At 65.9% G+C, this 14,121-nt stretch carries 14 protein-coding genes; 3 read left to right on the forward strand and 11 right to left on the reverse strand.

Features of this window, described 5'->3' with window-relative positions; genetic code table 11:
* Positions 1-364 precede the first annotated feature (364 nt).
* On the reverse strand, positions 365-604 hold the full coding sequence (locus ACIBF8_RS16210) for a hypothetical protein (protein WP_396783698.1): 240 nt from the start codon (positions 602-604) through the stop codon (positions 365-367).
* Between the two features lie 373 nt (positions 605-977).
* Between ACIBF8_RS16210 and ACIBF8_RS16215 the strand changes: the two genes are divergently transcribed.
* Both ACIBF8_RS16215 and ACIBF8_RS16220 read left to right on the forward strand, forming a co-directional pair.
* On the forward strand, positions 978-2,414 hold the full coding sequence (locus ACIBF8_RS16215) for a hypothetical protein (protein ID WP_396783699.1): 1,437 nt from the start codon (positions 978-980) through the stop codon (positions 2,412-2,414).
* A gap of 386 nt (positions 2,415-2,800) precedes the next feature.
* Positions 2,801-3,823 carry a helix-turn-helix domain-containing protein gene (locus ACIBF8_RS16220; protein WP_396783701.1) on the forward strand — a complete coding sequence of 341 codons (1,023 nt, stop codon included), beginning with the start codon at positions 2,801-2,803 and terminating at the stop codon, positions 3,821-3,823.
* A 633-nt stretch (positions 3,824-4,456) separates the two neighbouring features.
* Here ACIBF8_RS16220 and ACIBF8_RS16225 read toward each other — a convergent pair.
* Positions 4,457-4,732, reverse strand: coding sequence for a hypothetical protein (locus tag ACIBF8_RS16225; protein WP_396783703.1), 276 nt, complete (start codon positions 4,730-4,732; stop codon positions 4,457-4,459).
* 682 nt (positions 4,733-5,414) lie between these two features.
* Here ACIBF8_RS16225 and ACIBF8_RS16230 point away from each other — a divergent pair.
* Positions 5,415-6,035 carry a hypothetical protein gene (locus tag ACIBF8_RS16230; RefSeq protein ID WP_396783704.1) on the forward strand — a complete coding sequence of 207 codons (621 nt, stop codon included), beginning with the start codon at positions 5,415-5,417 and terminating at the stop codon, positions 6,033-6,035.
* 125 nt (positions 6,036-6,160) lie between these two features.
* Here ACIBF8_RS16230 and ACIBF8_RS16235 read toward each other — a convergent pair whose 3' ends face one another.
* The 9 genes from ACIBF8_RS16235 to ACIBF8_RS16275 form a co-directional block, all read right to left on the reverse strand.
* Complete coding sequence (locus ACIBF8_RS16235) at positions 6,161-6,463, reverse strand: hypothetical protein (protein WP_396783705.1); 303 nt, start codon at positions 6,461-6,463, stop codon at positions 6,161-6,163.
* Entirely contained in the window at positions 6,454-8,031 is a 1,578-nt protein-coding gene (locus ACIBF8_RS16240) for an NUDIX domain-containing protein (protein WP_396783706.1), read from the reverse strand. Before ACIBF8_RS16240 ends, ACIBF8_RS16235 begins: the two co-directional genes overlap by 10 nt.
* Positions 8,032-8,175: 144 nt before the next feature.
* On the reverse strand, positions 8,176-8,625 hold the full coding sequence (locus ACIBF8_RS16245; RefSeq protein ID WP_396783707.1) for a SitI3 family protein: 450 nt from the start codon (positions 8,623-8,625) through the stop codon (positions 8,176-8,178).
* Positions 8,626-8,640: 15 nt separating this feature from the next.
* On the reverse strand, positions 8,641-9,027 hold the full coding sequence (locus ACIBF8_RS16250) for a hypothetical protein (protein WP_396783708.1): 387 nt from the start codon (positions 9,025-9,027) through the stop codon (positions 8,641-8,643).
* A 206-nt stretch (positions 9,028-9,233) separates the two neighbouring features.
* A complete protein-coding gene (locus ACIBF8_RS16255; RefSeq protein ID WP_396783786.1) occupies positions 9,234-9,761 on the reverse strand; it encodes a DUF6244 family protein in 528 nt (175 codons plus the stop codon).
* Between the two features lie 209 nt (positions 9,762-9,970).
* Positions 9,971-10,777, reverse strand: a complete 807-nt coding sequence (locus ACIBF8_RS16260) for a class I SAM-dependent methyltransferase (RefSeq protein WP_396783710.1) — start codon at positions 10,775-10,777, stop codon at positions 9,971-9,973.
* A gap of 233 nt (positions 10,778-11,010) precedes the next feature.
* The gene (locus ACIBF8_RS16265; protein WP_396783711.1) at positions 11,011-11,475 is read right to left on the reverse strand and encodes a PPC domain-containing DNA-binding protein; all 465 of its coding nucleotides are present in this window, start codon (positions 11,473-11,475) and stop codon (positions 11,011-11,013) included.
* Complete coding sequence (locus ACIBF8_RS16270) at positions 11,468-12,526, reverse strand: asparaginase (RefSeq protein WP_396783713.1); 1,059 nt, start codon at positions 12,524-12,526, stop codon at positions 11,468-11,470. The genes ACIBF8_RS16265 and ACIBF8_RS16270 overlap by 8 nt, the downstream gene beginning before the upstream one ends.
* 66 nt (positions 12,527-12,592) lie before the next feature.
* A complete protein-coding gene (locus ACIBF8_RS16275) occupies positions 12,593-14,119 on the reverse strand; it encodes a multiprotein-bridging factor 1 family protein (RefSeq protein ID WP_396783715.1) in 1,527 nt (508 codons plus the stop codon).
* Positions 14,120-14,121 lie beyond the last annotated feature (2 nt).

Raw genomic sequence — 14,121 nt, forward strand, 5'->3', positions numbered from 1 at the left:
GTCCGTCCTGGACTGGGGACGTCCGAGCACCCGAGGAGCGACCACCTGTCGGCGTACGGGTCCGGTACAAAGTCGGGGTACGCCAAAGTGCAGAGGTCGGTGCGCGAAGCATTCGGGACGCTGCGACGGCGGCCGGCCCGACGACCCACGTCCGCTACTCACGGTGAGTATTCGGTGGACGCGGCTGGTGCCCGGATCGCGGCTAGATGAGCGAGCCGCCGCCGCGAGGGGCCAGTTCGTCGGCTGGAGTGCCGGCATCTCGGCACGTCCGGAAGCGAGTCATCCCGCCGAACAATCATCGGAATTAACGAGCACTTCGCGGCCATGAGCGGACGCCCAGGCCGCCCTCACCGTCTCCGTCGGGTCAGATGAGGGCGCGGCACTCGGGGCAGTTCACGCTACCCTCGTCCGTGCCTGCCCCGTCGCTACTGTTGTCGATGTCTTCGCCGCAGCCGATCCTGTCCCGTCGCGATCCAAGGATAAGCAGGTGAACGACTACGTCCTCGTCGAGGTCGCTCTCGTCATCCCCGGAGAAGTGGCCGTGCGGGTCGATTTCGTCGGCGTCGGCCTCGTCGCCGCAGATGGGGCAGGACTCGCTTGCCATAGGTCTCGACCCGCTCTCGTTCGGAACTTGTTCATGCCCGGGTTCCAATGGCCCCACCTTTGAGTCAGACGACGGTTGCCGCCCGAGGCGGTGCACCGACGGTGAGGCGTTCGGCACGCTACCCAAGACACCGACTCTCGTAGGTAGCGTAATGATCGCCTCCCTTTGGGCTATTAGGCGAGAGGCGCGCCCACTCATCGGTAGATCCGGACGCCTCTGGGGCTCGGCAAACGTCACTGTATGTAATCAATGATTTCTGTGTGCTACAGCGAGGGTCGATCGATTGCGCCCGGCCACGATCTCCGCCCAGCGAGCCCTGCGGGACGCCGTCTCGGCTGGTGATTGGGCGGGCGAACGCGAAGCGAGGCGTGTCTTGGCGGCCGCGCTGGCGAAGGCGGACGAACCCGGCCTCGCGGCACGACACCTCGCACGGGCGGGTGCCGTGAAGGAAATGAAAGAGCTGGGCAAGCAGTTCGCCGACAGGTTCATTGACGTCACTCCGGAGCTGTCGGCGCCAAACTATTGGACGGTCGGCACGGCATTTCGGCTGATCGAGCAGCAGGCCGACTTGGTGCCGGACGACCTGGTGGAGGTGATCTCCGAGCGCATCCTGATCGAGATCGCCGGTGCCGAGGCGAACGCGCTGCCCGACATCCGCATGCTTGCGGTGTCGCGCTACAACGGGGCGGTCGGCGCGCTAGCCGGCCTCGCACATCGGCTCACGCCCGAGCGCGCCGATAAGGCGCTCGCGCACTTCGAGCGGCAGCCGCCCTTGAACGACGAGCAGTACCGGTTCCACGACGAGAACGAGGCCGTCGCGGTAGCCCGCATCGCCCTCGCCCAGCCGGAACTCGCGGAACGTGCCTGCTCACACCTGGTGAACCTGCTCGCCCGGTCGCAATCCGCAGGCAAACAGGTTGCGCAGGAAGCCGTGGACCGGTTCATCGACGTCACGCGGCCACTCCTCGCGGAGCTCGCGGCGGAGGGCAACCACTGGGCGCGGGAGACGCTGGCGTTCCACGACACCGAGAGTGTGTCGCCAGAGCAAGCCGAGGCGGCCTTGGCCAGGCTCACGACCCCGCTCGTCCACGAACTGGGTGTTTTCACCGAAGGAACCGGTGCCGTCGGGGATTCGCTGCTCGTGCGGGGCCTGGCGGGCGACCTGCTCGATCCGGCCGTGTCGGAACTGCTGCGGAGAGCAGACGACGTACACGTCGGCGCCGCCGATCGGGGGGACTACCTCATCGCGGCCGCCAATCTGGCCCCGCAGCTGTCCGCGGCGGATCGTGGCGAGCATTTCGGGGCGGCGTTGCGCATCGCCTCGTCACCGCAGTCGTCGCTGCACGACGAGTTGGAGCGGGGTTTTGCTCACCGCCTCGGCGGCATGCGGGTGGTCCGCAACGACATGGACAGCCGCGATCGGGCGCTCTTTCTCGCCGCGTGCCTGGCCGGCGACGACGGGCAGCGGACGGCGGTGCGCGGCCTAGCCTACGAGCTGCTCGTCAACGGCGGCGGCGAGTCCGGCTACTGGGTCACGCGAGCGCTCCAGCAGTTGGGCGACGCGATGCGCGAGGACGTCGGCTATCTGCTGACCCAAGGGTGGGCGCTGAGGTCGTTCGCCGCGATTCTCTGGGCCAGGCACGGGACCCCCGTCCAGGCCGGAATGCGACTTGCGACCGATTCCGACGTCAGGGTACGGCGGGCCTTGGCCGAGGCGCTCGGCGGTGCGGAGCCGGACGAGGTCCGGCGGTCCGTTCGTGATCGTCTCGCCCAGGATCCGAATTACAGCGTGCGAAGCGTGTTGGCCTGACGGGCGGCCTTCCGGCGTACGCCAAACGGGTATCGCTGTCAGGGGCGCCCAAGAGGCAGGAAACGCACTTCAAATATCGGCTACGGCGCGTCTACCGGATAACCGATTATGGTGTCGCCCTCGCGGCGCAGAGCAAGCAGAAGGCAACCAACCCTCAGGCCCGGGGCGGTGGCTCGGGGCGGTGCCGCGTCGAGGCGTGCGTGCCGCTCCCGCGACAGCCGCATCCACCCCGAAACGTCTCGGCGTCGCTGTCCCGATCAGCCAGCGTCTTCAGGTCGGACCGCCGATCTGGTCGTCCATGACTGCGCCCGCTGCGGCCCCAACCGGTGAACACGTCGCACAGTTGGTCCGTTGGCGCCCTACAGAGCATCCTACGATCCGCTGTCGTGGCTGGAGCTGTGAAGTCTAATGTGCAGGGTAGGGATCGAAAGTCCCGGCGCGGTGCGGCAAGGAAGTACCTGGAGTGGGCTGGTGCGGAGCTGGATATGTCCCTGGCCGATATCGCGCGGCTGACCGGGTACAGCCCGAGCGCGGTCCATGATTATCGGGTCGGGCGACGAGTGCCGTCCTGGAACTTTCTACTGGACCTGATCGACAAGATCCCCCTTGCTGATCCCGATTTTAAGCAAATCGGCCCAATAATCGGTATACCTCGCTCAGGCGTGGCTGAACTGTCCCGATTCCGCCAGGAGCCGCCATCCATCTTTCTTGCCGCAGTTCGGGTGGCAGCTCGGCGGACGCGAGACCAGTTCGCGGCCAAGCTTGGTGTGAGTGTGCAGAGGGTCCAGGATGTGGAGCGTGGCCTTATTCCGGATCGGGATTATCTCCTGCGTGTCGCCCGGACCTTCCTGCCGTCTACCACGACCGTCGACGACATCATCGCCGCGTTCCCGACCCTACGTCCTTCCAAAGACGAGCTGAAAATTCGTTGTACACTTGATCGAATTCGGCTGTACCCAGATTCGGACCCACACCGTCGTCGACTCGAAAACGCTTTGGCGATCGAACTAAAGCCAATCGCCGAAAAGATTGCCATGAGTGCGGCTTGGAAGATAAATCGTCCAGAGTACGCCGAAGAGGTGTGGGGTGAGGCCGTCGCTCTGGCGATCAAATACCAAGACCCGAGGCGCGGACTATTCCTCTCGTATCTCAGATCTCGTATCGCCGGGCTGTTGCACGGTCTTGTTAGAGCGGATCTTCAGACCGGGACCCGAACCGTCCTGCAGGACTATGGCACAGCTGTTCGTGAAGCAGGGGACTATCTGTACGCGCAACTCGGGAGGTCGCCCCGTGAGGAGGAAATCGCCACACACCTTGATGTTCCGGTTCATAAAGTCGCCGAAGTACGTCGCGCGAACACTGCCTGCGCTCATGTAAGCATCGATCACCCCGACTTCTTGGAGCAGTAGGGTGTGTACATCGAATACCCAGCGGGCGACGCGGCTGCAAGCGATTACTCAAGACGATTGCAAGCTATGCCCAGCGAGTGGCGTGAAATCATTTATTTGCGCTTTCATGACCATCTCCCGGTTTCAGATATCGCGCACATGACCCAATCTGCCGAAAGTGCCGTAATCGAGACGATAGACCTCGCGCTACTCATGCTTCGCGGTAAGAGCGTCGAATAACTCTCATGCGCTCGTCCTGCGGCCTCAGCATTAGTCCCGACGGGACCCACCCGGCCACCGCGATTCGCGAGTGCCGGTGCCGGTGTCGGGGTCCCACGAGACCAAATCGGTGATCGTCCAGTGGGCAAGCTCCTGGCTTGCCTCGCTTGTCTGCGCCGGCAGTCGCGCCGCGTGCTGCGGGGCCTGCGGGTGGCGTTCCGTCCTAAGCCACCAGTATCCAGAACGCCGACGCTGGTCAGGAACGTGAACGCGTCGGGAGAGGGCATTGACGGCGGCGTCGTTACCCTTCGCTCGTTTTGTCTCGATCATCGCGGTCACTCGCTGCCACTCCTGTTCCTGCCGTACGGCGGGCGCGTGAGGCATTGATCGCGGGCAGCGGGGGCCGCTCGCCGTAGGCAATCCCGCTCCACAGCCTCATGCTCGCGGGCGAGCTGCTGCCGTCGTAGCCAGCGTCCTTCTGACCAACAACTCCCCGGCCTTGCGGCCGGCCTCGGTGCTCCCCTTCGGGGTCGTGCCGTGAAAGCGAGCCATCAGCTCCGCGCGGAGATGCGCATCGTCGCCGCGCATCAGCCGTACGACAAGGTCGTTCTTCTCCGGCTCGGACAGTGCCTTCACCCAACGAGTCAACGCCTCAGCCGACGGCGCCTTCGCTTTCAGTGGCTGATTCGATCGTCGGGCCATCACGGCCATAGCCTTTCCGTCAGCCCGGCCACCAGCCAGTCACGGGGCTGCGTCCCCTGTTCGGGGGTCGCAGGACTGAAATCTACCAACTACTGTCGGCGATGTGGCGGCTGCGGTCTGCAAGCGATGCTCCGGTCGTATGCCGCTGCTCAAGAGGCGCGATGCGAAGTTTTGCTCCCGAGCGTGTCGGAAGGCGTCGGCCAGGGAGGCCAAGCGAGCGGCTCAGGGCGAGTCGCGGGAGCCATGGGTGCTGACATGCGTGGTGTGCGGCGCGAGTTGGAACTTCGACGACTGCCGGCCGGAGAAGGCGCACTGCTCAGATCGGTGCCGAACCCGGGCGTGGCGAAGTCGGCTGCCCGACCCACTGATCAAGGTGCGCCCTCGACGACCCCAGGGTCCGCAGCCGTGACGTCTAAAAGGGACGCCTACGGGGCGCTGAACTGGGAGTATAGATATGCATCCCTGCCGGCCCCGGGAATGCCGGGGCCGGATCCATGGTCTGGATTGTCGGCCCCAACGTGGAGATACCGCGCGTGAGGCAAACCAGACGTTGGGGCTCGATTACGTCGCAGTTATCGACCCTAACCGCTAGTAGCGGGCTGCGCGACCGTTTGAGGTTGTGAAGTTCCAGTCAGCGGTGACCGGTGACGTCGGGTCTTGCATCACGGTTGGGCCAGAGGAGAACACCAGGTTGACCATCCCGACGTCCAGTTTCGACCTCAGCATGGCTCGTTTCGTCAAGTACATCGTGAGCCCAGGGACGCAGCGCTTCGCGCTGGTCCGTAGCTTCGACGACGCGTACTCCCCGGCCAAAGACCCGTACCGGCAGATGCGGCGCGCGGTGCAGGTCGGGCGCCGCACCGGTCAGGACGAGGCGGCGATAAACAGCGCCGTCCAGAACTGCCGGGCGCAGGTCCGTGGCCACTACATCGACATCGCCCGCGGGTGGCTGTCGTTCATCGAGTCCCGGGCAGACACCGTGCTCGTTACTCCGGGCACCGCCCGATGGCACGCCACCGACCTGACCGTCCGTGTCACGCCGGATCTCGTTCTCACGCACGCGGACGGGACCACCGACGCCCTCAAGCTTCATTTTTACAGCGATCCGATTACCACGCAGGCCGCCGAGATCACGCTATGGCTGATGCGTCAGACCCTCGACCAAACCCACCCTGGGGCGCGGCCGATGGTGCTGGACGTCCGCCGACAGCGGGAGTACACCCGGGTAAAGCCCAGCCCGGCGTACGCGAGTTGGTTGGAGTCCGAGGCCGCCAGCCTCGCGTTCCTGTACCGGCGCCACCGGGCGGCCTAACGCCCGACCGCCCGGGGGTCCCGGCCAGCCACGGCCGGGGCCCCCGGCTCGTACGAGTTCTACGACGGACACGTATCGGGCGTCGGCGGGTAGGGGTGTCGCAGCCGAGTATTTGGAAGCGTGTCTCACGTCGTGAGGGTGGCTCGCCACGCGCCGACCAGTTCCCGGACGTCGGGGAGTCGATCACCGGTTGTCGCTTGGGTGGCGTGGGTGGCAAGCCGAGCCTGGGACGGGGCGCCTCGCCAGCCGTGTGGCGAGTCGAGCAGGTGCCAGATGGTGCGGCCGAGGGTGTACACGGTGGTCCGTTGGTCGATGACGGTACCGCGGACGAACTCTTCTGGGGCCATGTAGCGGCGGGATCCGGGCAGGCGGTCGGCGTCGAGGACGAAGGGGCCGGGCCGGTACTCGTCCAGGTCGATCAGCCACATCTGTCGGGCGTCGAAGTCGTAGAGGAAGCAGCCGTCGTGCAGGTCGACCGCGACGTGGCCAGCCGCTGCGACGGCTTCGTGTGCGTCGAGGATCGTGGTGATCGCCGCCTCGACGTCGGGATCGCTGGGTGCTGAACCGCGGCGTGGAATCGTGTGGCCCGGATCAGTGAGAGGCGGGCCTGCACGGTGGTGGCCTTCTTAACGAACCAGCGGCGCCCGGCATCCTCAACGCCGTAGGACAGGCATCCCGAGTCTTGGTCGCTGAAGACTGTGAACGCGGACGCGAGCGGCAGGTCCGACAAGTTGTTGAACATACGCCCCACGTGCCCGTCAGATCCTTCGCTTGTGCCGGTCCGGCAGATGCCCGTCTGCTCCGCGGACCAGGCGGGTTCGCGGTGGTTGCCGGCAGCTTCGATGAGTGCGGCGGGTGCACGTGCGGCGAGTTGTTCCGCCTGGTTGAGGGTGAGCGTCCCGCTCTGGCGGAATGCGTCGTAGTCGCACAGCAGGTTCGTGAGCTGCTTGCCCGGCCAGTGACGGAGAGCTTCCGCCACCTCGGGGAGCCGCAGGGGTGCCTTCGGCTGCCGTTGAACGACTAGAAGCCGAGCTGCGCATGAGAGCACGGACAGAACGTGGCGGGCGGCGTCCTCGCGCCGGGTACTGCTGTCGTCTTTGGCGCTGAGGCCGCTCACGGCGATGTGGTGAAGCGCAGCGATGTCCTCAGCAAGATTGGTTGCTGCTGGAGTTGTGGTGTGCGTCGGGCCCGCGCCTGCGATCACGGCGGTGTCGAGGCCGACGCGGTCCAGCACCACCCGCATCGTCATGTCGTGCAGAGGGCCGAGGCTGCGGACGGCGCCAGCCTGTTCGCCGGTGAGATGCAGCGAGGCTCGTATGCCGTGGAGCTTGGATGCTTCGGCGACGATCTCGTTGATCTTGGCTGCTGTTCGTGAGGACGCGGGGAGATTCCAGGCGACAAAGTCGACGTCGCTCCAGCCGTCGACGAAGTCGCCGCGGGCGGCCGATCCGCACAGCCCTACGCCCGCACCAGGGTGCCCGCCGACGACGGCCTGAACTTCCGTTGCCACTTTACTTATGAGTTGGCTGAGGCTCTGGCTGAATGGGAGTGGCCCTGCCGAACGCCAGGCGATGATGGCGAGGGCGCGGTCCAGGATCCGCTGAAACTCAACGTGGGTGGCCGCTCGTCGGGCGGCGGGGGCGTCAAGCCAACGAGCTTCGACGAAGCCCTCGTCTCGGGCAGGCGTTGCGGCGGTGGTCGCGGTTGTGAAGAGGAACCAGTCGATGGTCTTCGCCGCAGGTGAGCCGTCGTTGTGGGTGAAGACGTACTTCTCCTGTCCGAGGTACGCGCCGTAGTGCGTATCGGTCAGGCCGGTCTCCTCGGCTACTTCCCGCACTGCTGCCTGCAGGGGTGCCTCGCTCGGCTCGAGGCGACCCTTGGGGGCTACGGTCTGTCGTTCGCCGTTACCTCGGACCTGATCGAGAAGCAGGATCAAGGGAGCGCCCAGGTCGTTGGTCGTGACGACGGCGCCGGCGGAGGAGTATCGACGAATCACGGCTGGGCTCCTCCGAGGGCTGGCTGGGTGGATTCAAGCGCGTTGCGGAGACGGGCTGAACGGTCCTTGCGGGGCAGGAACGTTTATTGAGGCGTGGCATCCCACTACGCTCTGGGGCGGGCATCCCAGCTCGCGGGCTTCTACTCAGGCGGGACGATGGTCGAGGCCATAGTTGTTCCACCACGACGGTCGGTGCCTTCGAAGGGCTCCTGCGACTCGGGTCAGTAGCAGCCAGTTACCGTTCAGTGTCAGTGCCGCGTCCTCCGGCCTGCTGGCGAGCAGCCGGTCGACGGCCGCGACCATGTCGGGGACCGCACTGCCGGACGTGTCGTCCTTGAGCATGTGGAAGACGATGTTGACGTACGTGTCGGGTTCCCATTCCCATTGGGAGCCGTCGTCGTCCTCAGCGTCGTAGTAACCGTTTCTGCCCGCATAGACGCTGACGGTGTAGCCGGACTCGTCACCGAGGTCAGCGCCGAGTAGTCGGGGGTATCCGGGCTCAGTTGACTCCTCGACGTTGCCAGGAGCCGCAATTTCGGCCACATGTTCCAGCGGGATGTCACCCGCCAGCGTCAGTCGGTACTCGATACCCACGTGCTGCCTGCCTTCTCAGTTTCGTCGGACGATCTGAATGATCTCACCGCTGCGGGTCAGCGCCGTGAGTTCTTTGAGGTGGTGGATGGGCCAGTCGTCGAACTGCTTCTGCAGGGTGCCGAGGTCGCCACGCCAGTCCTGCAGGTTGAGCATGATCCGTTGGGTCTGCTGGCTGGCCACCTTTCCCGACACTTCCGTCCAGACACCACGTACGGCCTTCGCGGGAGTTGGCGAGTAGCAGTCGAAGACATGCCCTTCGATCAGGTAGTCCGGGTCCTTGTCCGGCTTCCCGCCGTCGCCCGTGTTCCGCCGCGCCTCGGCGATCTCCTGCCTGGTCGGGTTCTGGTGCAAGCGGTAACCCTTGCCGGCGACCGTGTCGGCACACGCGTTCTCCAACTCCAACGCACGCTGTACCCTCTGATCCGCCCGTGGCGGAATTTTGGTTCGGGGCCCGGTGGGTGATCCGCCGAGGACGCCGGTGGGGTGCCGGCTCCATGGCGCGGGGTTCCGGTCACCGGAGGCGTCGCCGCCGGAGGCGGGAGGCGGCGGGTTCGGATTGGTGGTGGCAAGAGGGGGCGGGCTGGCCGGTCTGGGACTGCCAGCCCTGATCAGTTTCCCGAGGACCCGATCTGCCGTGCTTCAGTGATCGCGGCTTCGATGAGTTGGCGAGTGGTGCTGGTGCGCTGGACTACGAGTACCAGGACCTGCTTGATGCTTTCCAGCGCCTGTAGCAGGGGTCCGGGCTGCCCGCCCTGAAGGATCATGGTGACGAGCCGCTGTGCCTCGCCAACCTGAGCGATAGTCGCTGCCGTCGCGTCTCGGGTGCTGTCTACCGCGGCGTGGACGGGTGTCAGCCCGGCGATCGTTTCCTGCGGAGTCGCCCCATGTGGAACGGCCGCGGTTGCCTTCGTCGCCTCGCCGATCGAACCGCCGAGGCTTCCCAGGCCGCCTTGAATATTGGTGATCGCACTTCGCACTCGCGTCACGCCCACCGCCACCGCTGCGAAGCCAGCGCCCGCGGCTCGCAGGGCCACCTCCTGTGCCTGACTGTCGGCCGCGGCTGCCAACCCCTGCGCGCGCTCGACACCTGCCGCCAGGGCCCGGAGTTCAACAGTGACCTTCTCAATGTGCGACACGTAGCCGGCTCCCCAATCGAAGATTGTGATGATGTCCGGCAGGCGAACTACCGGGGTATCCGGGAGGTTCACCAGACATCGGCAGTCGACCTGGGGTCCCGGCATGACGTAGATCGGCGGTGGAACCTCGACATAGCTGGTGGTGGAAGTTGATCTCGTTTCAAAGTTCTCGCGCAACAAGCGGTCGACCCTCGTTCCGTAGCCTCGGACTACCTTCTCTGGCCCCTGGTGCCGATGATGACCTCGGTACGGACGAGTTCATCAAACAAGCCGGTGGGGCTGTACTTGATGAGGGCATCTTGAAGGTCAGCTTCGAAAGCCGCCTTGTCTGGTCCTAGTTGCGCTGGGCTGCTGTAGGAGTAGGAGAACTGCAGCCCGATGACCTCGTCGAGGGTCCGCATGACGGTGCGATCCCAGGTGTGGATCTCGAGATGGCGGAACGTTGACTGGGCGAGAACATCCTGGTGGCGTTCTGTGGGGTGCTGGTAAGTACCGCTGCCGGCACGCCGGCTGGGACCGAGGTAGCGGGTGCGTACCTCGGCGATGACGTCGGTCCAGGGGGCCGGTTCGATGTCGCCCGGTGCGCCACCGGAGGCGAGGACGACGGCACCGGCGGGCTCGATGATCTTTTCGATGTCGCGCAGGGTCTGGTGCCGGTCGGTCCAGTGAAACGACGCCCCCATGACGGTGAGCAGGACTGGGCCGATGTTCATCGCGGGTAGGGCCGTGGAGTCGCCGAGCAGCCAGGTGATGTTGCCTGTGCGCTGAGCTTCGGCGAGTGCGCGGCCCTCTTGCAGCATGCCGGGTTCCGGGTCGACGGCAATGACTTCACCGACAAGCGCCGCGAGCGGCAGCGCGATCGTGCCCGTGCCGGTCCCCAGGTCCAGGACGCGCTGAGTGCCGTCGAGGCTGAAGCGCAGGCGAAGATGCTCGTACATGGCGGGGTCGTAGCCGGGCCGATATTTGGCGTAGTACGGGGCAGTGGAGACGAACAACTGGTTGGGCTGCTTCGGCATGGACACGTTCTCCTTGTCGGTCCGCATGCTGGGTGGCCGTTGAACGCGTAGCCGCGCACTTGTGCAAATCCTGGCATCAGGCGTGCGCTAATCCGGGCACCAGCAGCTGCTGGTCGACGGATCCTTTCCCCATCCGCACGGGACGCGAGGACATCGAGCAGGCCCGTGCTGATGCCGCCGCCCGAACGTGACTGGCACCGGGGATCTCCGAGCGGGCATCCGCAGGCGATGAGTCAGCTACCGCCGAATCGTAGGAGCGGCACGTCGTACAACGTCGTATCAGGAACGCGGCGCATGACCGGCGCAGCGACCTCGATGATCAGCATTTCGGTGAGGAACTGGACGGTGGCAGCAAGTAGGTGGCTGGTGTGCCCGGTGGCGCTATGTTCCTTGAGGCCGACGCTCGCGTGGATGTGCGGCCGGATCTGGTCCGCGGTCTCGTCGTACGCGATGGTGCCGCCGCCGAGCGCCTCGACGTTGGACAGGTGTACGCGATCCCAAACTGGTGCCTGGGGGTTGTCGAGGCGTTGGCAGGTGCCGACGATCTCGACCGAGCTGAAGCCGGCGATGAAGACGGGGATATAGCCGTGACGAACACCGTTGGTCCGGCAGGCGTCCGCGAGGGCGGAGAAGAAGTCCTCGCCGTGGTCGAAGCTAACGCCGATCATTCGTCCCGGCGTGAGGTCGTGGCTACGCATGCTGCATCTCCGGCTGCTGGCTGGGGGTCGGCCAAGGCCAGCGGGTGGGGTCTCCGGTGCCACCGGCGGCAGCGAACGCGGCAGCGATGGAATCGGGACCGGCGTCGGCGGCGAGAAGTGTCCACAGCAGGATGCGTGCCTTGTAGGGGTCGAGGAAGCCGGCGCCGACGAGACCTCGGCGCTGCAGGTCGCTCTCCGAACCAGGAAAACCGTAGGTCGAGGCCAGCACCGGTCCGGCACCAGTGCGGGAGGCAAGCACGACCGGGATCCTCGTCGCGAGGGCCGCGAGCTTCTCGACGAGGTGCCGAGGTACGTGGCCGACGCCGAGGCCAGCCACCACGAGGCCATCGAGTCCGTGGGCACCGGTCAGGAGGAGGCCATCGTCGCCGAGGGTCACGGTGTACAGCCCTACCCGCGGCACGCGGGTGGCCGTCTCCATCGGCACGGTCATGCGATGGAGCGGACGTGCGAGCAGCCGCACCGTTCCTTCGACGACGTGACCGAGTGGGCCGGTGTTCGGGGAGCGGAACGTGCCGCCGCTGGTGGAGTGCGTCTTGCGGACTTGCCCGGCGGCGTGGATCTCATCAGCGAGAACGACGAGGGTGCCGAGGCCGCGGGCGGTGGGGCTACCGGCTGTGCGGATCGCTGCGAGCACGTTGGCCGGTCCGTCGGCGCCGGCGATGGTGGGGTTACGCATTGCCCCCGTGACCACCACGGGCGCATCTCCGGTGTGCAGTAGGTCGAGCAGGTATGCGGTCTCTTCGATCGTGTCGGTGCCCTGGGTGACCACGACGCCGTCGATGCCACCAGTGGTGGTGCGATCGGCGATGAGAGCTGCAAGCGCGGTGAGATCGTCGAACTCTAATGAGGCACCGGGCAGTTGACGGAAGGTATGGACGTGCACGTCGATGCCGGTGTCGGCCAACCCAGGTACGGCGGCGATGAGCTGCTCCGCAGTCAACGTCGGCACCACCCCCGCGTCGCGGCCGGAGGTCATGGCGATCGTGCCGCCCAGGGAGAGCATCAGGATCGATGTCGGCTTCTCCGCCACCGCACCTCCTCGTTAGTGTTGGTGTACCTGCGGCAGACTGTCACAGGTTCTCAGTACGGCGAAGAGTCAAGGAAGGCTCGCCAGGTAGCGGCACGCGGCGTTGATGCCATCGGTGGTCAATAATCGGCTACGAGGTCGGATCAATCCTTCGACGCCAACTGCTGCCAGTTCCGCCGAACGTCGACGCAACCAAGACCAATCCAGGCCGAGGTAGTCGGCGAAGGTCTGCAAGCGGTGTTCGGGCCGACTCCCTGCCGCGATGGAGCCGGCCTGGCCGCCTCGGGCGACATCGTCGTAGCGCCGTAACGAGCTACGGCGGTCCAAGGCGTCAACATGCCAAAGTCCATCGGCGCGCACCCAAGTGGCGAGGATGACCTGCGAGTGTGGGGTCAGTACGAAACCTTCGACGCTGGCGTAGGTGGGATCGGGGTTCACATACACGGCGACGCGCAGGGATTCCATGAACGCTGCCGAGAGCAGCAACAGAACACGCTCGGCGTGAGGGCTGCTCTGCACAGCGGTTTCTGGGATGCAAAAAACGCGGGTGGCGGGGGCGGTGGGCGTCGTGAAGCGTTCGCTCGTGGTGCGCAGGTAGGCGATCTTGTGGCGAAACAACAGCCAGGTGCTGGCCTCCTCGCCGTACTGCTCCCGGGTCCAGAAGACGGGCCGGCCGGTCGTGGCGTCGAGGCGGAGGCTGATGTAGCGAGCGCAGAAGTCGGAGCCGAGCCACATCTGGCTCAGGGTGTTGAGTTCGGCGGCGATATCGCGGCTGACGGCGGATCCCGGTAGTTGCGCGTAATGGCGCAGTTGAGGGATGCGGTCGGCGAGCGCGGCGTCATCAACCAAAAGAGCGTCGTCCATGCCGCACATGGCCCACAGGATGCCGATGGTGAAGGCGTCGAGGCGATATGCGGGGGCTACCATCCCAAGAGTTGGCGTTGTGGCCACCGCGAGGACCGGCGTGTCGCCGTCCAGTAAATCAGCCGCCAAGAGTGCGCGAAGTCCGGAGGCCGCAGCGTGGCCGCCGGCGAGCGCGCCGGTGAAGCCGCTGATGTCGCGACGATCTTGACTGGGAATGCTGCTGAGCGTCAGGGTGGTGGCGGGTACGGCGCGACCGCGCGGCAGGGTGAGCAGTCGGTCGACTGGCCATGCCGGTGGGGGAGCCGTAAGTTGCGCACCGGGCAGTGCCGACTCCCAGCCGGTTGGCGCATCACTGACGGTCTCGTCTGGCAAGGCGGCGAACGTGGGTGTCGTAAGCGTGATGCTGTGTCGCGGCTGCGAGACGGCGGCACGCACCGCACGGGCAGTGGCAGCGACTGTGGCACGCTCCTGGCACCGCTCGAGGTCGACCAGCGGCAGGAACTCGGCTAGGGCACCCCCGGTGGCAAGCACGCTGTCGCAGGCAGCGGCGAACTCCGCGCTCGGCCAGCGCAGCGCCTTTTCGACCTTGGCGATGAGGTCCGCACTGACGTGCAGGTGCTCACCTAGCCTTGCTTGTGACCAGAGGCGCCGTTCCCGCCAAGTTCGCAGCTGGGCGCCGAAGTAGTGCTTCGCGGAGGTGTGCGGTGCGAGTTCGCGTGGAGTCTGGGCCATCC

This window comes from Micromonospora sp. NPDC050276 (assembly GCF_044459545.1).
In the GTDB taxonomy this organism is placed as follows: domain Bacteria; phylum Actinomycetota; class Actinomycetes; order Mycobacteriales; family Micromonosporaceae; genus Micromonospora.